General features: G+C 66.9%; 18 protein-coding genes. 7 read left to right on the forward strand and 11 right to left on the reverse strand.

From position 1 onward, the window contains the following. Window positions 1-89 precede the first annotated feature (89 nt). Complete coding sequence (locus ACSUZC_RS15755; protein ID WP_439029449.1) at window positions 90-1,094, forward strand: LLM class flavin-dependent oxidoreductase; 1,005 nt, start codon at window positions 90-92, stop codon at window positions 1,092-1,094. A 9-nt stretch (window positions 1,095-1,103) separates the two neighbouring features. Here ACSUZC_RS15755 and ACSUZC_RS15760 read toward each other — a convergent pair whose 3' ends face one another. The 4 genes from ACSUZC_RS15760 to ctaD are packed head-to-tail and all read right to left on the reverse strand — an operon-like array spanning window position 1,104 to window position 5,342. Continuing rightward, the gene (locus ACSUZC_RS15760) at window positions 1,104-1,553 is read right to left on the reverse strand and encodes a cupin domain-containing protein (RefSeq protein WP_439029450.1); all 450 of its coding nucleotides are present in this window, start codon (window positions 1,551-1,553) and stop codon (window positions 1,104-1,106) included. Next, entirely contained in the window at window positions 1,550-2,296 is a 747-nt protein-coding gene (locus ACSUZC_RS15765) for a peptidyl-tRNA hydrolase (RefSeq protein WP_439029451.1), read from the reverse strand. The genes ACSUZC_RS15760 and ACSUZC_RS15765 overlap by 4 nt, the downstream gene beginning before the upstream one ends. Before the next feature lie 15 nt (window positions 2,297-2,311). Further along, window positions 2,312-3,553 (reverse strand): phosphoserine phosphatase SerB, encoded by a 1,242-nt coding sequence (gene serB, locus ACSUZC_RS15770; protein ID WP_439029452.1) that lies wholly within the window; start codon window positions 3,551-3,553, stop codon window positions 2,312-2,314. A 4-nt stretch (window positions 3,554-3,557) separates the two neighbouring features. Beyond that, window positions 3,558-5,342, reverse strand: coding sequence for an aa3-type cytochrome oxidase subunit I (gene ctaD, locus ACSUZC_RS15775; RefSeq protein WP_439029453.1), 1,785 nt, complete (start codon window positions 5,340-5,342; stop codon window positions 3,558-3,560). Between the two features lie 291 nt (window positions 5,343-5,633). Between ctaD and ACSUZC_RS15780 the strand changes: the two genes are divergently transcribed. Together ACSUZC_RS15780 and ACSUZC_RS15785 are read left to right on the forward strand one after the other, a co-directional pair. Continuing rightward, the gene (locus ACSUZC_RS15780; protein WP_439029454.1) at window positions 5,634-6,701 is read left to right on the forward strand and encodes an ABC transporter substrate-binding protein; all 1,068 of its coding nucleotides are present in this window, start codon (window positions 5,634-5,636) and stop codon (window positions 6,699-6,701) included. Between the two features lie 147 nt (window positions 6,702-6,848). Further along, window positions 6,849-7,337, forward strand: coding sequence for a beta-class carbonic anhydrase (locus ACSUZC_RS15785; RefSeq protein ID WP_439029455.1), 489 nt, complete (start codon window positions 6,849-6,851; stop codon window positions 7,335-7,337). 9 nt (window positions 7,338-7,346) lie between these two features. On the opposite strand, the gene ACSUZC_RS15790 is transcribed toward ACSUZC_RS15785, so the two are convergent. After that, window positions 7,347-7,523, reverse strand: coding sequence for a hypothetical protein (locus ACSUZC_RS15790; RefSeq protein WP_439029456.1), 177 nt, complete (start codon window positions 7,521-7,523; stop codon window positions 7,347-7,349). A 275-nt stretch (window positions 7,524-7,798) separates the two neighbouring features. On the opposite strand from ACSUZC_RS15790, the gene ACSUZC_RS15795 reads away from it, so the two are divergent. Both ACSUZC_RS15795 and ACSUZC_RS15800 read left to right on the forward strand, forming a co-directional pair. Continuing rightward, complete coding sequence (locus ACSUZC_RS15795) at window positions 7,799-10,696, forward strand: DEAD/DEAH box helicase (protein ID WP_439029457.1); 2,898 nt, start codon at window positions 7,799-7,801, stop codon at window positions 10,694-10,696. Further along, a complete protein-coding gene (locus ACSUZC_RS15800; RefSeq protein ID WP_439029458.1) occupies window positions 10,693-11,499 on the forward strand; it encodes an SWIM zinc finger family protein in 807 nt (268 codons plus the stop codon). The genes ACSUZC_RS15795 and ACSUZC_RS15800 overlap by 4 nt, the downstream gene beginning before the upstream one ends. Before the next feature lie 49 nt (window positions 11,500-11,548). Here the strand turns inward: ACSUZC_RS15800 and nrdF are convergent, their stop codons facing one another. The 5 genes from nrdF to ACSUZC_RS15825 all read right to left on the reverse strand — a co-directional run bounded on the left by nrdF (window position 11,549) and on the right by ACSUZC_RS15825 (window position 17,322). Beyond that, window positions 11,549-12,553, reverse strand: coding sequence for a class 1b ribonucleoside-diphosphate reductase subunit beta (gene nrdF, locus ACSUZC_RS15805; RefSeq protein WP_439029459.1), 1,005 nt, complete (start codon window positions 12,551-12,553; stop codon window positions 11,549-11,551). 609 nt (window positions 12,554-13,162) lie between these two features. Beyond that, on the reverse strand, window positions 13,163-15,355 hold the full coding sequence (nrdE, locus tag ACSUZC_RS15810) for a class 1b ribonucleoside-diphosphate reductase subunit alpha (RefSeq protein ID WP_439029460.1): 2,193 nt from the start codon (window positions 15,353-15,355) through the stop codon (window positions 13,163-13,165). Between the two features lie 100 nt (window positions 15,356-15,455). Beyond that, window positions 15,456-15,920, reverse strand: a complete 465-nt coding sequence (gene nrdI, locus ACSUZC_RS15815) for a class Ib ribonucleoside-diphosphate reductase assembly flavoprotein NrdI (RefSeq protein WP_439029461.1) — start codon at window positions 15,918-15,920, stop codon at window positions 15,456-15,458. 197 nt (window positions 15,921-16,117) lie between these two features. Beyond that, on the reverse strand, window positions 16,118-16,351 hold the full coding sequence (locus ACSUZC_RS15820; RefSeq protein WP_439029462.1) for a redoxin NrdH: 234 nt from the start codon (window positions 16,349-16,351) through the stop codon (window positions 16,118-16,120). A gap of 413 nt (window positions 16,352-16,764) precedes the next feature. Continuing rightward, on the reverse strand, window positions 16,765-17,322 hold the full coding sequence (locus ACSUZC_RS15825; protein ID WP_439029463.1) for an NAD(P)H-dependent oxidoreductase: 558 nt from the start codon (window positions 17,320-17,322) through the stop codon (window positions 16,765-16,767). 113 nt (window positions 17,323-17,435) lie between these two features. Between ACSUZC_RS15825 and ACSUZC_RS15830 the strand changes: the two genes are divergently transcribed. Both ACSUZC_RS15830 and hpxO read left to right on the forward strand, forming a co-directional pair. Further along, a complete protein-coding gene (locus ACSUZC_RS15830; RefSeq protein ID WP_439029464.1) occupies window positions 17,436-18,062 on the forward strand; it encodes a TetR/AcrR family transcriptional regulator in 627 nt (208 codons plus the stop codon). 77 nt (window positions 18,063-18,139) lie between these two features. After that, the gene (hpxO, locus tag ACSUZC_RS15835) at window positions 18,140-19,297 is read left to right on the forward strand and encodes an FAD-dependent urate hydroxylase HpxO (RefSeq protein ID WP_439029465.1); all 1,158 of its coding nucleotides are present in this window, start codon (window positions 18,140-18,142) and stop codon (window positions 19,295-19,297) included. Window positions 19,298-19,315: 18 nt separating this feature from the next. Here hpxO and eccB read toward each other — a convergent pair whose 3' ends face one another. Beyond that, a complete protein-coding gene (eccB, locus tag ACSUZC_RS15840) occupies window positions 19,316-20,791 on the reverse strand; it encodes a type VII secretion protein EccB (RefSeq protein ID WP_439029466.1) in 1,476 nt (491 codons plus the stop codon). Between the last annotated feature and the right edge of the window lie 175 nt (window positions 20,792-20,966).

Below are 20,966 nucleotides of genomic sequence, written 5' to 3' on the forward strand. Positions count from 1 at the left end.
GACGTGTCGACTCTCGGCGTCATCGAGGTGATCGGAAAACCGGAGCCGAACGGGAATAGGAACGGGCGCGCAGACGGTTGATCACGGTCGTGACGCCTTCAAACCTCCCCTTGTCGATCCTCGACCTCGCGCAGATCGGTCGCGATGAGACGGCTGCGCAAAGCCTCTCCGCCAGTGTCGATCTCGCGCAGCATGCGGAGAAGTGGGGCTACCGCCGGATCTGGTATGCCGAGCACCACAACATGTCCGCCATCGCCTCCTCGGCGCCCGCGGTGCTCATCGCGCACATCGCCGCGCACACCTCGACTATCCGGCTGGGAGCAGGCGGCGTGATGCTGCCCAACCACTCCCCGCTCACCATCGCCGAACAGTTCGGCACTCTCGCCGAGCTCCATCCCGGCCGCATCGACCTGGGCCTCGGACGCGCGCCCGGCAGCGATCAGCAGACCTTCGCCGCGCTGCGCCGCACCCATGCCTCGGCCGAGCGGTTCCCCCATGACGTCCTGGAACTGCAGGCCTTCCTCGGCGACGAATCCCGCATCGAGGGCGTCCGCGCCACCCCGGGCGCCGGGACGCACGTCCCGCTCTACATCCTCGGGTCGTCGTTGTTCGGCGCGCAGCTGGCCGCCGCCCTCGGCCTGCCCTACGCCTTCGCCTCCCACTTCGCTCCGCAGGCGCTGACCGAGGCGGTGGCGTTGTACCGCCGCGAGTTCCGGCCGTCGGACGCGCTGGCCGAGCCGTACGTGATCGCGGGTGTCGGTGCGATCGCCGACGACGACGCAGACCGCGCCCGGGAACAACTGCAGATCGCGAAGCGTCAGCGGGTGTCCCTGCTCTTCGGACGCGGCCGCACGTTCACCGACGAGGAGGCCGATGCCATCTTGTCGATGCCGCAGGGTCGCCAGATCGACGAGATGACCACCTATTCGGGCGTCGGCACCCCCGCCGAGGTCCGCGACTACCTCACCTGGTTCGCCGGTCACGCCGACGCCGATGAGCTGATCGTCGCGTCGATGGCACCCGACCGCGAGGTCTGGCTGAACACGTTCGGACATCTGGCCCCGGCAAACTCGCCGGTCGCGGCCGCTCGGTAACGCTGGCTTTCAGTCGAGCCGGAAGTCCTCGAAATCGAAGCCGGGGACGACGATGCAGCTGACGAGTGACGGCTCGTCACCGACGGCCCGGGCGCGTTGCCACACCCTCGGGGGCACCAGGGCTTGCGGTTGCTGTCCCGCTTCGATGTCGGGTCCGACGACGACCGGCGTCACGTCGCCCGGCCGGTCGGCATCACCCCCGAGGTCGAGGTGTACCGGGGCGCCGCGATGATGCAGCCACAGTTCGGCACCCCGGACCGTGTGCCATGCCGATGTCTCGCCCGGCAGCAGGACGAAGTAGATGGCGGTACCGGCCGCACGGACGTCGGTGTAGTCGCCGGGCAGCGAGTCCCGCGGCACGACGACGTCGCTGCGCCACGTCTCCCGGAACCAGCCACCCTCCGGATGCGGTTGCAGGTCAAGCGCTTTCACCCAGTCCGGATGTTCAGCGGCGCTCATGTGGACTCCTGTTCGCGAATGACCTCGGCGATGACCGTCACCGACCCCGGCGCGATCTCGGTGTATCCCGCATCGCGCACGGCGACCGCGGTGCCGGCGGAGTCCGCGACGAGGAGCTCGCGCCATCGTTCGGGCGACGACTCTCGCACGGCCAGGGGACACTCCTCCAGACGCCACCGGATCGCCTCGTCGGTGGTGAGGAGTTTGGGCGCGAGCATGGCGGCATGACCGACCTGCGCGGCCAGTTTCCCGACCGTCATCTCGAGTCCCGGATTGGTCCAGAGGACCACACCCCGACCCGGTGAGGACGTGGGCATCCTGCCCTCCACCTCGGTCCCGCCGATCTGCAGACGTGCGATCCGCCGGTCCAGGTCGCCCACACGCCCGGGCACGAAGGCCCTCGCCGACGCGTGGCCCTCGGTCGTCGTCACACCCCAGACCTCTTGTGCCGCACTCCATTGCGCACCCCTCGCGCGTCGGGCGATCTTACGGATACGGGCGTTGCACCAGTCGTCCATCGCTTCGGCCCAGGGGCCGTCACCGGCGCTGCGTTCGTCGAGGCACAGAAGCGCGACCGCACGAGCGGCAGCGGTCAGCAGGTCGGTGCGGTCGGGTGGGTCGTTCTTCTCGATGCGCAACACCATTGCCATCGCCAGCACATCGGCGGGGTCCGCGGGATCGTCACCCCCGCCGCCATATCCGACGAGCCGTCGGTGGTCGGCCGCGATCGCCTCGACATCCATACGGGGCGTCAGCCCTCAGCCCAGTGGGACCCGGCGGTACACACCGTCGGCGGCATCCGCGGCCTCGATCTCGTCGCGCGAGACACCGAGGATGAACAGGACACCGTCCAGGAACGGGTGATTGAGCGTGGCGTCGGCGACCTCGCGCAACGCGGGCTTGGCGTTGAACGCGATACCGAGACCCGCGACGCTGAGCATGTCGATGTCGTTCGCGCCGTCGCCGACGGCGATGGTCTGCTCCATCGGAACCCCGACCTGGTCGGCGAAGGACCTCAGGGCGTCGGCCTTGCCCATCCGGTCGACGATCTCGCCGATGACCCGGCCGGTGAGTTTGCCGTCGACGATCTCGAGGGTGTTGGCACGCACGAAGTCGAGTTCGAGCTCATGGGCCAGGCCGTCGATGACCTGGCGGAAACCGCCCGACACGAGACCGCAGTGGAATCCCAGTCGATGCAGTGTGCGGATCGTGGTCCGAGCCCCGGGCGTCAGTTGCAGCGACTGGGCGACCTCGTCGAGGACGCTCGCATCGAGCCCGGCCAGGGCCTTCACACGTTCGTGGAGCGACTGCGCGAAGTCGAGTTCGCCGCGCATGGCCGCCTCGGTGACGGCGGCGACCTCGGCCTCGCGACCGGCGTGCGCGGCGAGCATCTCGATGACCTCGCCCTGGATGAGCGTCGAGTCGACATCGAAGACGATGAGGCGCTTGGCGCGTCGGGCCAGTCCGCCGCGCTCGACCGCGATGTCCACCGAATGCTTCGCCGCGACCTGCGCGAGACCCTTGCGGAGTGCGGCGTCGGCGGCGACGCCACCCCTCCCGGCAACGCTCACCATCAGCTCGAGGCCGGTCAGGGGGTAGTCGGCGATCCCGCGGATGGAGTCGATGTTGCCGCCCTGGCTGGCGAGCTTCGCGGCCACCGCGCTGAAAGCGGTGGCCGTGACCGGGCTGCCGAGGAGCACCACGGCGTGTGAGGACGGGGACCGGCTGCCGGGATCGACACCGATCTCCACCCGCACCTCGAAGCCGATGGACGCCATCGCCTGCTCGACGACCTCTTGCAAGGTCTCGGGATCACCGTCGGCGGACACCAGCACCCCGAGGGTCAGCTGTCCGCGGATGACCACCTGTTCGACGTCGAGCAGTGCAACGGCCTGACCGGCCAGGGCCCCCATGAGAACTGAGGTGACGCCTGGCCGGTCAGGACCGGTGACGGTGACGAGAACGGTCGTACCGGGACTTGCTGTCGTTTCTGTGGCCACCGGGTCAGCGCGGGTCGGGATCCGGAGATCCCTCGTGCGTACCCACGGTGAAGGGCTCGCGTCGAGCCTCTTCCATCTGCCGGTCCTTCCCCGCATCGTGACCCGGGCCGACGTGCGCCTCGGCGCGCATCCGATCGATCATGTGCGGGTAGTGCAACTCGAACGCCGGACGCTCCGACCGGATGCGGGGCAGCTCGGTGAAGTTGTGGCGCGGCGGCGGGCACGACGTCGCCCACTCGAGCGAGTTGCCGAAGCCCCACGGATCGTCGACGGTCACGACCTCGCCGTAGCGGTAGCTGCGGAAGACGTTCCACAGGAACGGCAGGGTCGACAGACCCAGGATGAACGCACCCGCGGTGGAGATCATGTTCAGCGTCGTGAAGCCGTCCGACGGGAGGTAGTCGGCGTAGCGGCGCGGCATGCCCTCGTTGCCCAGCCAGTGCTGCACCAGGAACGTCATGTGGAAGCCGATGAACGTCAGCCAGAAGTGGATCTTGCCGAGCCCCTCGTCGAGCATGCGTCCGGTCATCTTCGGGAACCAGAAGTAGATACCCGCGTAGGTGGCGAACACGATGGTGCCGAAGAGCACGTAGTGGAAGTGCGCGACCACGAAGTAGCTGTCGGACAGGTGGAAGTCCAGCGGCGGGCTCGCGAGCAGGACGCCGGTCAGACCACCGAAGAGGAACGTCACGATGAAGCCGACCGAGAACAGCATCGGCGTCTCGAACGTGATGTGACCTCGCCACATCGTTCCGATCCAGTTGAAGAACTTCACGCCGGTGGGGACCGCGATCAGGAACGTCATGAAGGAGAAGAACGGCAGCAGCACGGCGCCGGTGACGTACATGTGGTGCGCCCAGACCGCGGCGGAGAGAGCGGCGATGGCGAGGGTCGCGTAGATCAGGCCCGAGTAACCGAAGATCGGCTTACGCGAGAAGACCGGGAAGACCTCGGACACGATGCCGAAGAACGGCAGGGCGATGACGTACACCTCGGGGTGACCGAAGAACCAGAAGAGGTGCTGCCACAGGATGACGCCGCCGTTGGCGGGGTCGTAGATGTGGGCGCCGAACTGGCGGTCGACCTCGAGACCCATGAGCGCCGCGGTCAGCAGCGGGAAGATCAGCAGGATCAGGACGCTGGTCACCAGGATGTTCCAGGTGAAGATCGGCATGCGGAACATCGTCATGCCGGGCGCACGGAGACAGATGACCGTGGTGACCATGTTGACGCCACCGAGGATGGTGCCGAGGCCGGAGACGGCCAGGCCCATGATCCAGAGGTCGGCGCCGATGCCCGGGCTGTGCACGGCGTCGGTGAGCGGCGTGTAGGCGGTCCAGCCGAAATCGGCGGCACCGCCGGGGGTGATGAAGCCGGCGATCGCGATCGTCGAACCGAAGACGAACAGCCAGAAGCCGAGAGCGTTGAGTCGCGGGAAGGCGACGTCGGGCGAGCCGATCTGCAGCGGCAACACGAAGTTGGCGAAGCCGATCACGATCGGGGTCGCGTACATCAGCAGCATCACGGTGCCGTGCATCGTGAAGAGCTGGTTGAACTGCTCGGTGGACAAGAACTGCATGCCCGGCATCGCGAGCTCACCGCGCATCAGGAGGGCCATGAGGCCACCGATGAGGAAGAACGCAAAGCATGCAGTGATGTACATCATGCCGATCAACTTGTGATCGGTCGTGGTGAGCAGCTTGTAGATGAACGAACCCTTGGGCTGATAGCGCTCCGGGAACGGACGCACTGGAGCCACTTGCGTGGTGGGTTGGTCTACCGCGGTCACAGATCCTCCTCTTGCCCGAACTCGACGCCGAACCCCTTCGGCTGTCGGTCGGCACATGAACAAACCGAGCGCTGGTTACTGATCCTAAACCCTCACCGACGCCCGGGCCGACCGGGTCCTACGATCTGTCGTATTCGATTCCGGATTCGTCATATCGACAGTGCTCACCGCCTGTTTCTCGACGACTCGCCCGGCTCTGCGAACGTACCTCGGGGACCCTGTGTCGAAGGGCCCCTGCGCACGGGTCCGAGCCTACGCCGGGCGCCGACGGGCCGGTGCTAGGTTGGGCGGGTGCAGCGCAGGGTGACGGGGGTCGTGAACGTGGTGGCCAGAGGTGTCGACTCGCGCTCCAGCGGTTCCGGCGTCTCCTTTCTGCGCCGTCTCGGTTTGTCCACGGCGATCGGGCTGGCCGTCGTCGCCGCAGCCGCCTGCTCGGGCGAGGAACCGCTGACGACGCCCGACGGCTCACCCATCTCGACGAGCGTCACGCGCATCGCCGAGGTCAACATCGTCTCCGCGGACCGCGACTACGCGAAGACCTGTCTCGCGCCGACGGCACCCGACCCGGGAGTGCAGGACGTGGCCCGGGTCGTCGTGACCGATCCCGCGCTGCTCGACGCCGTGTGTGCGCTCGGGATCGGCGCCAAGGTGACGGCGGTGACCGCCGAGCCGGGCTCGGTGCCCGCATATCTCGGACCACAGCTCGCATCGGTGCCCGCGATCGGGTCGTCGCCCGACTCCGCGGCCGTCGCCGCAGCCGACGCGGACCTCGTTCTGACAACCCCCGACACCGCCGACTCTGCGCGCGCCTTCGATGGCGTGCGGTCGGTGACCGTCCCCGTCGGCCCCGATGGCGATGCCGAGGACTGGAAGGAACAGTTCCAGGCCGTCGCCGACGCCCTCGGGCGCAGCGAGGCGGGCGCGAGTCGTCTCGCCGAGTACACGACCGAGGCCCGTAAGACCGGCAGGCGGATGGACGCGTCGCACACGCAGGTCTCGCTGGTTCGGTTCGGGGACGATTCGGAGACCATCGCCGGGATGAACACCTTCGCCGGCCAGGTCCTCGGCGACATCGGCGTCCAGCGCCCCGGCCCCCAGCGCGTTCCCGACTCGTTCGCCGTCACCGACGAGAACTTCCGCGACGCCGACGCCGACCTCATCTATGTCAGTTTCGAGGGCGAGAAGGGCAAGGCCCACGGCGAAGACGTTCTGTTGAGCGACGAATGGCTCAGCCTCGGGGCGCCCGTCTGGAAACGCGTCCTCGCCGTCGACGACGAGGTCTGGTACCAGACCTCGGGTCTCGCCGCCGCCTGGCTGGTCCTCAACGACGTCAAGGGTTCGCTCGACGGGAATTCCTGATCCCTGCGTGACCGCACGTCCGCACATGTCGTGCTTCGTGACGATGAGCGCCACGAAGTGCGACATCTGCGGCTTGCTGATCCGACCATTCGGATCACCGCCGTCCAAACCCTCGCCGGGGCGGTGGGAACCCATCAGGATCAGCGCATGAGTGTCACCGACGAATACCTCGCCAACAACGCCGAATACGCCAAGACCTTCACCGGACCACTACCCCTCCCGCCGGCCAAGCATGTGGCGGTGGTGGCCTGTATGGACGCCCGCCTCGACGTCTACCGCATCCTGGGGCTGAACGCGGGCGAGGCCCATGTCATCCGCAATGCCGGAGGCGTGGTGACCGACGACGAGATACGGTCGCTGGCCATCAGCCAACGACTGCTCGGCACCACCGAGATCATCCTCATCCACCACACCGACTGCGGCATGTTGACGTTCACCGACGACGACTTCAAGCGGCAGATCCAGGATGAGATCGGACAGAAGCCGGCTTGGTCGGCCGAGGCGTTCGGCGATCTCGACGAGGACGTCCGTCAGTCGATCACCCGTATCGCCAACAGCCCGTTCGTCACCAAGACCACCTCACTGCGCGGGTTCGTTTTCGACGTGGCGACCGGACTCCTACGCGAGGTCGCCTGACCCGGCTGCTCAGTCGTCCGTCGAGTCGCCGGACCGCTGCACCGCCTCGGGGGCGTTCTCCCGGGTGGCCATGCCTCCGTCGCGCCCGTGATCCTTGGGTCCGGGCGGGTCGGTCTGTACTTCTTCCGTTGCGGCCTTGTCGGCTGTCTTGTCCTCGGCTGACGTGTTCTCGGCGGACTGTGCCATCACTGCCTCCTCGCTCGTTCGCGCTGATCGTTCCGCCAGAGCATCGTGCCCTGGTCTGCGACCTTCGGCGATACCCCGGCCGCTGCGCGCACAAACCCGTGGGGCGCAGTGCAGGCCGATCTCGGACACCGACTCGTGTCGGACGCCGCCGCTAGACTGGCCTGCGATTCTCGATGCCTATACCAGCGCCACGCAGCGGGCAGACCTCACCGGACACGGCCCCCACGATTCGCACCACCGCACCCCTGCACGCCTTGTGGCGGCCGGGGATCGGGATGGCGGTCTGGGTCGACGGCGAGGTGTCCGACCTCCCACAACCACTGCGCGACGTTCTCTCCGGCCGTCGGTTCCGCAGCGAGATCCCCGTCGTCGACGCCGACGGGCGCCGACGGTTCGTGCGGGCTGCGACGCTGGGCGTGACGTCGGCGGTCACGCTTCTCGACGCGTCACGATCGGTTCCGGTCGCGGGGGACGTGCGGTGGTACCGCTATCTCCTCGACGGTGCGCGCGCGTTCATCGGCGCCGGCGCGGTGGTGCCGACGGTGGTGCAGGTCGCGGGCGAGTGGCTGATGCGGTGGTCCGTCATCCCGACCCCGACGTGGCGCAGCTGGCACGCCGTCGTGGTGGGCGGCTCCCCGGATGCGTTGCTGGACAACGGATCGGTTGCCGCGCTGGACGACTTCCTCGGCGAGGCCGTCGACCACGAGTGCCGGTCGACGATCGCTCGTTCGGCTGCGCGGCTCGGGGATCCGAGCCCGGCGTCGCCCATCGTCCGCGCTCTGTTGCCCGACGCCGACTCGCGCCCGCCCAGCTCTCCCGAACGTCTGGCCGCCGCGACGGGAAGTTGGTCGCGGTGGGGGGCGGGAGCGCCCCGCGATGATCGTTCGCTCATCCTGCGCCTGCACGAGCCGGAGTACGACGACCCGGTCGAGAGCCAGTGGGATGACGCATGGGACGACGACACGTTCGCGACGCCGACCCGGCATGAGGTCGCCGAATCGTCCCGGTGGCGTCTACAGGTCTGCCGCCAGAGCATCGACGGTCAGGTCGAACCCGTCGCGCCGCATCGGCTCGACGCCCACGAACTCGATGAGCTGACCACCGAACTGGCCACCGCGGTCCGCGAGTTCCCCGACCTCGCCCGCGCCGATCCGGATCGCACCTCTTTGGACTTCCTCCTCCCCACCGACGTGGCCGAGTCGCTGTTCGCCACCGGCGCCGCGGCACTCGGCGCCGCCGGTATCCCTGTCCTACTCCCCCGCACGATCGCCGAGGTCCGGCCCAGCCTCACCCTGCGCGCCCTCGCCCCACCCGGCGGCGGCGCTCCGGCCGCGATGGTCGGACTACGCGAGATCCGCGAGTTCGAGTGGCGTCTCGCGCTCGGCGACTCGCCGGACGCGATCACCCTCACCGACGCCGACCTCGACGAATTGTCCGGCCAGAAGGGCGATCTGGTCCGGGTCCGCGGCGTGTGGGTACGCGCCGAAGGTGCCGCGCTCACCCGCGCCGCGACCTTCGTCACGGCCCAGCGCGCGCTGGCTGCCACCGAACCCCCCAGCGACTTCGGCGAACTGTTCAACCTGGTCACCGGCGGCTCCGACCAGCTACCCGCTCCCGTCACCCGCGTCGAAGGACTCTCCTGGCTCGACGACGTCGCCGAGACCGGCGCCCTCCGGCCCGAGACAGTCTCTCCCCCCGAGCAATTGGTCGCGACCCTCCGGCCCTATCAGCAGCGGGGCCTGGACTGGCTCGCCCATCTGTCCGACCTCGGCGTCGGAGGCGTACTGGCCGACGACATGGGACTCGGGAAAACCCTGCAGGTCATCGCCCTCGAATGCCACGAACGCGAACCGGCCACAGCCGACGACGATGCGCTCCACGCACCCACCCTCGTCGTCTGCCCGATGTCGTTGGTGGGCAACTGGGCGCGGGAGTTCGCCCGGTTCGCACCGACCCTGCGGGTCGCCATCCACCACGGACCCGCACGTGCTTCCGGCGCGGCGTTCGAGGCGATCCGCGATTCCGTCGACGTGCTCGTCACCACATTCGCGATCGTCGGCCGCGACCACGAACTGCTGTCGGCAAGGCCCTGGCACCGGATCGTCGTCGACGAGGCGCAGCATCTGAAGAATGTGAACACCATCGCCGCCAAGGCCGTCCGGTCCATCCCGGCCGGTCGCCGGTTGGCCCTCACCGGCACGCCGGTGGAGAACCGGCTCGAGGACCTGCGCGCCGTCATCGACCTGGTCAACCCCGGTCTACTCGGGTCGGCGTCGGTGTTCCGGGCCAGGTACGCCGAGCCCATCGAGCGGGACCGTGACCCGGTCGCGCTCCGACGACTCTCCGCGATCACCCGACCGTTCATCCTGCGACGCGAGAAGACCGATCCCGCCATCGCCGCAGACCTTCCGGAGAAGGCGGACTTCGCGGTCCGTGCCAATCTGACCGTCGAACAGGCGGCCCTGTATCGGGCGGTCATCGACGAGCTCATGGTGGCGTTGCGGGACAAGCAGCAACGCACCCTGCGTCGCCGCAACGTGCTCGCCGCCCTGACCCGCCTCAAACAGGTGTGCAACCACCCCGCGCACTACCTCGCCGACGGCACCGACCTCGTGCGCGACGGTGAACACCGTTCCGGGAAGGTCGAATTGCTGGCTGACATCGTCTCCACCGTCACCGACGAAGGGGATCGCGCACTGGTGTTCACCCAGTTCGCCGCGTTCGGCGAGATGCTGTCGTCATGGCTCGGCGAACAGTTCGGCACCGAGATACCGCTGCTCCACGGGGGTCTCGGCCGCACCGAACGCGACCGACTCGTCGCCGACTTCCAGTCCGACGGTGGCCCGCCGGTCTTGCTGGCGACGTTGAAAGCCGGCGGTACCGGCCTCAATCTGACGGCGGCCAACAACGTCATCCACGTCGATCGCTGGTGGAATCCCGCAGTGGAGGATCAGGCGACCGACCGCGCGTACCGAATCGGTCAGGATCAGAAGGTGTCCGTGCACCGCTTCGTGTGTGTCGGCACCATCGAGGAACGGATCGACGACATGATCGCGAAGAAGCGGGAACTGTCGCGGCTCACGGTCGCCGCCGGCGAGAACTGGGTCTCCGACCTGGCCGACGACGAGTTGTTCGAGCTGTTCCGGCTACGCGATGAGGCGGTCAGCGAATGACCGTACGCAAGAAGGGCACACAACGCGCTTCGCGCGGGACCATCGCGGTTCGGGGTTACGGGCTGACGCCGTGGTCGCGCGCCTTTGTCGACGTGGTCGAGGGCCGGGGCGCCGACGGCGAATCGGTCGCTGACAGCCGTCACATCACTAAGGCGCGCAGGTATTTCCGCGACCGGCACGTCCGCGGCCTACGGATCGGGGCGGGTCAGGTCTCGGCGTCGGTCGAGGGCACTCAACTCGATCCGTTCGACGTCATCCTGACCACCCGCAGCGTCGACACCGCGACGGTCGCAGGACTCCTGCGTGAGCGCGGGGCGGTCGAGGAACTCATGCGGCTGACGCGCGGTGAACAACCCCCGACGCTGGGCGAACTGCTGGTCCCGACGGAGTCGGCGGACGTCGGCACCGACTGCACGTGTCCGGACGAGGCGCCCCGCTGTATCCACGCCCTCGTCACGTGTTACGAGGTGGCCGCGGAGATCGACCGGTCGCCGCTCACCCTGCTCACCGTGATGGGCACCGACCTCCGTGCCCTGCTCGCCGAGATCGATTCGCGCCCAGCGGCGTCTCCGAGCTCGAACGATGCCGGGTCATCGGAATCGTTGCGCCCGGACGACTTCTACGGCACCGCGTCGGCACTGCCGCCGCTGCCGTCGCCCCCGCGGATGAATCCGCTGACCGCACTGGACGGAACCGAGTTGCGTGCAGCGCTGCGGGCGACGGGTGTGGCACCCGCGGACATCGCCGAGACCGTCGACGAGCTCGGCGACCTCTACGACCGCCTCACCGCCGGCGATTCGTAGCGATAATGCGCGCTATGAGCGCATTATCGCTACGAAATCCGGTGCGGGACTAGAAGTCCCAGTCCTCGTCCTCGGTGTTGACGGCCTTGCCGATGACATAGGAGCTGCCCGACCCGGAGAAGAAGTCGTGGTTCTCGTCGGCGTTGGGCGACAGCGCCGACAGGATGGCCGGGTTCACGTCGGTCTCGTCGCGCGGGAACATCGCCTCGTAGCCGAGGTTCATGAGGGCCTTGTTGGCGTTGTAGCGCAGGAACTTCTTGACGTCTTCGGTGAGACCGACCTCGTCGTAGAGCGTCTCGGTGTAGTCGCTCTCGTTGTCGTACAGCTCGAACAGCAACTCGAAGGTGTAGTCCTTCAGTTCCTGGCGGCGCTCCGGGGTCTCGACCTCCAGCGCACGCTGGTACTTGTAACCGATGTAGTACCCGTGGACCGCCTCGTCGCGAATGATGAGACGGATCAGGTCGGCGGTGTTGGTGAGCTTGGCGCGGCTCGACCAGTACATCGGCAGGTAGAAGCCGGAGTAGAACAGGAACGACTCGAGCAGGGTCGACGCGACCTTGCGCTTCAGTGGGTCCTCGCCACGGTAGTAGTCCATGACGATCTGCGCCTTGCGCTGCAGCTGCGGGTCCTCCTCCGACCAGCGGAACGCCTCGTCGATCTCCTTCGTCGAGCACAGCGTCGAGAAGATCGAGCTGTAGCTCTTGGCGTGCACCGACTCCATGAACGCGATGTTGGTGAGCACCGCCTCCTCGTGCGGGGTGGTCGCATCCGGGATGAGCGACACCGCGCCCACCGTGCCCTGGATGGTGTCGAGGAGCGTCAGACCGGTGAAGACCCGCATGGTGAGCTGCTTCTCGTACTCGGTGAGCGTGCCCCACGACGGGATGTCGTTGGACACCGGCACCTTCTCGGGAAGCCAGAAGTTGCCGGTGAGGCGATCCCACACCTCGGCGTCCTTCTCGTCGGGGACGCGGTTCCAGTTGATCGCCGACACGCGGCTGACCAGCTTGATGGGCGCTCCGTCGGCGGGGCTGTGGCTTGCGGTGGAGGTCATCTGAGTCCCTTGGTCGATAGTCAAGCATCCCAACTCTAGCCTTTGCGAGCCTTGCCAGACATTCAAACAATTACGAAGCCCAAAGGTTCGGCATACGTTAGGAATTACTCTGAGCCTAGATCGCTTGGCCCAGATTTCAAAGACTGGAACGACAGTGTGTTGCGGACCTCAATTCGAGCTCGAAACCGTTGCACGGCAACGAAATATGGCGGAGGGGCACACCCTCCGCCATATTTCACTCGCGCCCTAGACGCGCTGAGTTATTGTCTCGCCGGGGTTCCGCTTCGCGGCGTCGCCGGTGACAAATTGACCCGTCGCAGCGGACCGATGGATCGACTTCCCATTCGATGTCCCTGGGCCGACGGTTTCAGTAACCGTTTTGGTTGGCCAGCGAGCTGCCGCAGCCTTGCTGACGAACCTGCCTGAGCCAGCGCTCCGATTAACCCTCTTCGACATTATTTTCTCCGTCGAAGTTGCGCCCCGGCCGGAGCCTCGCTAGATGGGCGAGTGTCAACTCATATAGTGTGGACGAATCCGCCAAGGACGTTCCGCACACTGTGCCGGGACTAGAGGGGCCGAGCGTTAGCGCACTCGGCCCCTCACGCTTCTCTACAACATGCAGCTGACGCAGCCCTCCACCTCGGTCCCCTCGAGCGCGATCTGGCGCAGACGGATGTAATACAGCGTCTTGATCCCCTTGCGCCATGCGTAGATCTGCGCCTTGTTGACGTCGCGCGTGGTCGCGGTGTCCTTGAAGAAGAGCGTGAGGCTGAGGCCCTGGTCGACGTGCTGCGTGGCCGCGGCGTAGGTGTCGATGATCTTCTCGTACCCGATCTCGTACGCGTCCTGGTAGTACTCCAGGTTGTCGTTGGTCATGTACGGCGCCGGGTAGTAGACGCGACCGATCTTGCCTTCCTTGCGGATCTCGATCTTCGCCGCGACCGGGTGGATCGAGCTCGTCGAGTGGTTGATGTAGCTGATCGAACCGGTCGGCGGCACCGCCTGGAGGTTCTGGTTGTAGATGCCGTCGCGCTGGACGGCGTCTTTCAGCTCGCGCCAGTCGTCCTGGGTGGGGATGTGGATTCCGGCCTGGCCGAAGAGGTCCCGAACCTTCTGGGTCTCCGGCTCCCACACCTGGTTGGTGTACTTGTCGAAGAACTCACCGCTGGCGTACTTCGACTTCTCGAAGCCGGTGAACGCCGTGCCGCGCTCCCGCGCGATCTTGTTCGACGCCCGCAGGGCGTGGAACAGCACCGTGTAGAAGTAGATGTTCGTGAAGTCGATGCCCTCGTCACTGCCGTAGAAGACCCGCTCGCGCGCCAAATAACCGTGCAGGTTCATCTGCCCGAGGCCGATGGCATGGGAGTTGTTGTTGCCGAACTCGATCGAGGGCACGGAGGTGATCGAGGTCTGATCACTCACCGCAGTGAGGCCCCGGATCGCGGTCTCGATGGTCTGACCGATGTCGGGCGAATCCATGGTCTTGGCGATGTTGAGTGAACCCAGGTTGCACGAGATGTCCTTGCCCACTTCGGCGTAGGACAGGTCGTCGTTGAAGGTCGACGGCGTCGACACCTGCAGGATCTCCGAGCACAGGTTGGAGTGCGTGATCTTGCCGTCGATCGGGTTGGCCCGGTTCACCGTGTCCTCGAACATGATGTACGGGTAGCCCGACTCGAACTGGAGCTCGGCAAGGGTCTGGAAGAACTCTCGCGCCTTGATCTTGGTCTTGCGGATACGACGATCCTCGACCATCTCGTGGTACTTGTCCGTGACGTTGACGTCGGCGAACGGGACGCCGTAGACGCGTTCGACGTCGTACGGACTGAACAGGTACATGTCGTCGTTGGCCTTGGCCAGCTCGAACGTGATGTCGGGGATGACCACGCCGAGTGACAGCGTTTTGATGCGGATCTTCTCGTCGGCGTTCTCACGCTTGGTGTCGAGGAAGCGGTAGATGTCGGGGTGGTGGGCATGCAGGTACACCGCACCCGCCCCCTGCCGCGCACCGAGCTGGTTGGCGTAGGAGAACGAGTCCTCGAGCAGCTTCATGATCGGGATGACACCCGAACTCTGGTTCTCGATCTTCTTGATCGGCGCGCCGTGCTCGCGGATGTTGCTGAGCAGCAACGCGACTCCGCCGCCCCGCTTCGACAGCTGCAACGCCGAGTTGATCGACCGGCCGATCGACTCCATGTTGTCCTCGATGCGGAGCAGGAAGCACGAGACCGGCTCACCACGCTGCTTCTTGCCGGAGTTGAGGAAAGTCGGCGTCGCCGGCTGGAACCGACCCGAGATGATCTCGTCGACGAGGTTGCGGGCGAGCGCGGTGTCGCCGTCGGCCAGGGTCAGCGCCACCATGCACACGCGGTCCTCGAAGCGCTCGAGGTACCGCTTGCCGTCGAAGGTCTTCAGCGTGTAGCTCGTGTAGTACTTGAACGCCCCGAGGAAGGTCGGGAACCGGAACTTCTTGCCGTAGGCGTAGTCGAACAGTTCGTTCACGAAGGCACGGTCGTACTTCGCGAGGACCTCGGGCTCGTAGTAGTTCTCCTCGATGAGGTAGTCGAGCTTTTCGTCGCGGTCGTGGAAGAAGACGGTGTTCTGGTTGACGTGCTGCAGGAAGTACTGATTGGCCGCTTCGCGATCCTTGTCGAACTGGATCTTGCCGTCGGCGTCGTACAGGTTGAGCATCGCGTTGAGCGCGTGGTAGTCGAGCTCGCTCGGATCATGGCCCGAGGGACCGGCGTGTACGCCCGACTTGCTGGCTGAAGTGGTGTCCGAGACGGCGGCGGTGGGCGACACGACAGATGACTCCTGCAGGTAGTGGTGGCTGAAACCGAGGGCCGGTGCGGCCAGAGTATTGGTGGGGTGTGACAGGGGCCGGGCCGACGCTGGGCGCAGGTCAGGCAGGCGAGGCGTGCAACGACATGTCTGCCGCGAACGCCGGACTCAGGGCGAAATCGGCGAGCCCCGCGCGAACGCGGTCGACGTCGTCGGGCGTGCCCATCAGCTCGAATCGGTAGAGGTAGGGCACGCGGCATTTTCGCGCGATGATGTCGCCGGCGTAGCAGAACTCCTCACCGAAGTTCGTGTTGCCCGCCGCGATCACCCCCCTGATCAGCGAGCGGTTGTGCTCGTCGTTGAGGAAGCGGATGACCTGCTTGGGCACGTGACCGCCGGGTTGCCCCGTCGCCTTGCCGCCGCCGTAGGTCGGGCACACGAGCACGTACGGCTCGTCGACACGAAAATCACCGGTCCGATCGAGGACCGGGATGCGCATAGCGCGCATGTCCAGCTTCTCGACGAACCGGTGGGTGTTCTCCGAGACAGAGGAGAAGTACACGATCAACGGCGATTCAGCCGCCATGTCTCCTCCAACGCTGCTCGGTCTCGTGGACGTCCCGCGTCCGACGCTGCGGTGCGGGGGTCGTGATGTTCAACGCCGTGAGCGGCGCGACCATTTCCTCGATGGACTTCCGCGACGCGGTGGTCGGGATCCGGCTTCCCCGTCGGACCTCGACCCGCGTCGCCGGCCGGCATCACCGTCGTGGTGACACCGACGGCTCAGGCTGCTGCGGTGGCGAGCGCCTTGATGCGGTCGGGACGGAAGCCCGACCAGTGGGAGTCACCGGCGACCACGACGGGCGCCTGGAGGTAACCGAGGGCCATGACGTAGTCACGCGCCTCGGGGTCCTCGGTGATGTCGACGATGTCGTAGGCCAGCCCCTGCTTGTCGAGGGCCTTGTAGGTGGCGTTGCACTGGACACATGCCGGCTTGGTGTAGACGGTGATCGACATTCGGTGGTGCTCCTCGGGTCGTAGTAATCGCCGGTGACGTGCGGTTTCCCAGCGTGAAGATAGTGATCTGCATCACCAGCTCCGGGGCTTTCTCCGAGTGGTCCAACCGCATCTCGTCGTCTGCCTGACTGGTGAACCAAACACTACACCTAGTGGGTGACATTTCTGTCCACCACAAGGGGTTGTGAATAACATTGATGGAAGACATGCAGGTCGGAGGGGTGCACGATCACAAATCCGGGCGTGTCCAGCGCGTGTTCGGCGTGTCGCTCACAAGTTGTCCCGAGGCGGTCCACAACATGTCCACCGACCATCCACACCCCGGGGCGGCACCTACCCCGAACACCCCCGGACACGACGCCGCCGCGCCGGGCAGTGCCCGGACGCGGCGGCGACGGAAGAACGGTGCGGACTCAGGCGCTGACGGCGACCTCGTCGACCAGGCGGGTCACCGAGGCGACGACCTGCTCCACGACGGCCGGGTCGGTGAGACCCCCCTCGGGCAACGCCGGGATCTGCAGTCCCAGATCGGCCTCTTCCACCGCGCGGCCGCCGGCCACGCCCACGGACTTCCGGGTGTCCTCGCGCGTCCACGCGCCGCCGTACTGCCCCAGTGCCGCGCTCAGGACAGCGACGGGCTTGCCGGACAGCGCACCGACGCCATAGGGCCGCGAGAGCCAGTCGATGGCGTTCTTCAGAGCTGCCGGGATGGTTCCGTTGTATTCCGGGGTGGCGATCAGCACCGCGTCGGCCGCACCGACGACCTTGCGCAGTTCCTCGACACCCGCGTGGAGCTGATCCTCGACATCGATGTCCTCGCTGTAGAACGGCAGCGAGCCGAGGTTGTCGACCACGGTGATGTGAACGCCGGCGGGCGCGTTGTCCGCCGCGACATGTGCGAGCTGACGGTTGATCGATGCAGCACGCAGACTTCCGACCAGGGCTACCAGTTCGACGACTCGTTCCGACATGTGATTCCTCTCGATGGGGGCACGGGGTCCGTGACGGACCGTGGCTACAGCACTTGGTAACCGGACCAGAGTCCGATTGATTCCGGGTCGGGGTCAAGAGTTACGCTCATCACGTGCCGAATGGGCCCGACCACTCCCCGCTCCACATCTCTCTCGACTCACCGGGGACCGAACGTGCCGACGCCGCGCGTAATCGGCGTCTGTTGCTGGCTGCCGCCAAGAACCTGATCGATCACCACGGTGCCGCCGCGGTGACGATGGAGGCGGTCGCCCGCGAGGCCGGCGTGGGCAAGGGCACGGTCTTCCGCCGCTTCGGCAGCCGCACCGGTCTGATGCTCGCGCTCCTCGACCACAGTGAATCCGAGATCCAGCAGGCCTACCTGTCCGGTCCGGAGCCGTTGGGTCCGGGCGCGCCCCCGCTCGATCGTTTGCGCGCATACGGTCGCGCTCGCCTCAAACTCACCGCCGATCACCTCGACATCCTGCTCGAGGCCGGAGCGGGCGCGGAGGACTTCATGACGCACCCGGTGGCCCGGACCTCGACACAGCACGTACAGATCCTGCTGCGCCAGTTGGGTTTCGACGACGCTCTCGACTTCATGTCGCTGGCAGTACAGGGTCCGCTCTCGGCGAGTTCGGTCCGTTACCTCATGGTCGACGTCGGCCTGGACCTCGAGACGATCACCGAGCAGTGGCAGGAGATGGTGACCGCGCTCGTCGCCGGCCACGACCGTTTCTGAGCGTCGCCCACCGTCGACGGTGAGTGCTCCGCCACTCGCCGCGCGCCGGGGCCTGCGGGCACCTAGCCTTGGTTCCTGTGAAAGCAGTGATCATCGGCGCGGGGATGGGCGGGACGTCCGCGGGCATCGCGCTACGGCAGCTCGGACACGACGTCGAGGTGTATGAACAGGTCACCGAGAACAAGCCGGTCGGAGCGGCGATCTCGGTGTGGTCCAACGGTGTCAGGTGCCTCGATCACCTGGGTCTGGAGAACGAAACGGCCGCGCTCGGCGGCATCATCGACTCCATGAGCTACGTCGACGCCTTCACCGGCGAGACGATGTGCCGCTTCAGCATGGCCCCGTTGATCGACGAGGTGGGCCGGCGCCCCTACCCGATCGCGCGCGCCGAACTGCAGCTCATGCTCATGAACGCCTTCGGGCACAACGACATCCACTTCGGTAAGAGAATGGTCGCCCTGCACGACGGACCCGACCACGCGACCGTCGAGTTCGCGGACGGCACAACCGCTTCCGGCGACATCGTGATCGCTGCCGACGGAGCGCGGTCACTGGCCCGCGACCACGTGCTCGGCCGGCCGGTCGAGCGGCGTTACGCCGGTTACGTCAACTTCAACGGACTCGTGCCGATCGACGAGCGCATCGGATCGGCAACCGAATGGACGACGTACGTGGGTGATTCGAGACGGGTGTCGGTGATGCCGGTGGCCGACAACCGTTTCTACTTCTTCTTCGATGTCACCGTGCCCGAGGGCCTTCCGTTCGAACGCGGGACCGCCCGCGACGTGCTCGCCGAAGAATTCGCGGGCTGGGCGCCGGGAGTGCAGACCCTCATCGAGGCACTGGACCCCGACACCACCAACCGGGTCGAGATCTTCGACGTCGACCCGTTCCACACCTGGGTCAAGGGTCGGATCGCCCTGCTCGGCGACGCCGCGCACAACACGACCCCCGACATCGGGCAGGGCGGGTGCTCGGCGATGGAGGATGCGATCGCCCTGCAGTTCGCGTTCCGCGACAATCCGGACGATCCGCTCGCGGCTCTGTCGGCCTACGAGTCGTCGCGTACCGAGCGGGCCGCGGACCTCGTGCTCCGCGCCCGCAAGCGCAGCGACGTCACCCACGGCAAGGACCCCGAGGCCACCGCCGCCTGGTACGAGGAGCTCCGGCACGAGGACGGAACGAACGTCATCCGCGGGATCGTGGGCAACATCGTCGGGGGTCCACTCACCTGACCGGCGGACCGGCCGGCATCACTCGCCCGCCGGTGCGAGGCCGGTGGTCTGGAGTCCGTCGTGGGCGACGAGCGCCGCGTCACGCGACAGCGTGGGACCGGGCGCGAGCAGCGACACGACCGACCACGGAGCGCGCGCGGGCGAGTCCCCGAGCCCGAGCACCCCGCCCGTCTCGAAGTCCGGGACGCCGAAACGTACGCCGGAATCGTTGACGTAGAACAGTGATTCGGTGCGCGAGCTCGTCGGCTCGTCGCCGGTCACCTGCAAGTACTCCCCCGATCCCGGCGGGACGTACACCGCGTCGAGTCCCGGACCTGCACCGTCTGCCGAGGTGAGCCGCACCGGAACCGCATCATCGTCCAGCGGGAGTCCGCGGCCGGTGAGCAGGGTGGTCTGGGCGCGGGGCTCACCGCCACCGCGGGTCCAGGTCCGGCACAGTGTCGGATCGTCGCCGACAGAGAGCAGCGACGGCGACAGTTCGGGGAAATCCGCGACCGGTACCGTGCGAACGTTCTCCAGCGCCGCCAGCCGACCGGGCGGGACGGTGGTCACCGGCGCGGCGCCGTCGGAGTCGGCGAGCCGCAGGATCTCTGCCGTCGGGGCGCTGATCTCCTGCACACCCTCGCGCAGGACAAGGTGATAGGTCGGTGTGTCGTCGACCCCGACCGATTTCACCACCGATCCCACGGTCGATCCCTCGACGGCACCGGGTTGGCCTGCGCCGGGAATCGTGGGGACCTCGAGCGGGTCGACGAGGGGGAACGTGTTGAGCAGTCCCGCGGTCATCCGGCGAGGGGCGACGCCGTCGAGCCCGAGCGCCCGGAGCACCGGTGCGCTGCTGGTGTCGACCGAGGCGCGGACCGGACCCCACGCGTCGTCGCGGAACAGCTGATAGACCAGGAACGTCTCCGCGCCGTCGGTGACGAGAGCGGCGTCCGCGGGACGCGCGAGACCCACGGAGTCGTCGAGGTGCGGAGCATCGGCGATGACCGTCTGCTCGATCGACTCGGAGGTCGTGTTCGCCGATACCGTCGACGAATCACACACCGTCCACGTGGAGGTACCCGAATGGGTGGACCCCGGCAGCGACGCCGGCGCGCCGGGGATACCGAGCAGCGGGCCGCGCGGATAGGGCTTCAACTTGTTGTCCCCGACCGACGTCGGCGACTCCGAACTGCCGGTGATCAGGCGCGCCGAGGCCAGGTTCAACACCGGGTGCAGCGTGTCCTCGATGAGCACGTAGGTGCTGCCGCTGTTCTTGCTGACCACGATCGAGGCGTCGCCGACCGAACCCTGCGGCCGGATGAGTCCCCAGATCCCGCACCCGCCGAGGACCAGCAACCCGAGGACCGTTCCGACGACCAGCGCCTGCAGCTGCGACCGCATCGGATCGTGCAGCATGCGCACGTCGCGGCGGACGAGTGCGTGCTCGAGTCGCTTGATGAGGAAGCGGTAACCGTTGACCTGGGCCTTGGTCGTCAGCTGACGTGCCACGACTCCCCCTGTCCGAACCCGTCTCCCGTCGCGGCGCAGCGTCGGCGGGGAAGGGTTGTGATCTCCTGCGGCATACCCCCTGCCGCGCGGTAGTAGCCTAACCGACAACCGGGCCCCCGACGTGTGGGGCTCCACTGCCTGTGCACACCCGCGAGCTGCGGGTCGACAGGCGATC

The organism is Gordonia terrae, assembly GCF_051789125.1.
In the GTDB taxonomy this organism is placed as follows: Bacteria; Actinomycetota; Actinomycetes; order Mycobacteriales; family Mycobacteriaceae; genus Gordonia; species Gordonia terrae_A.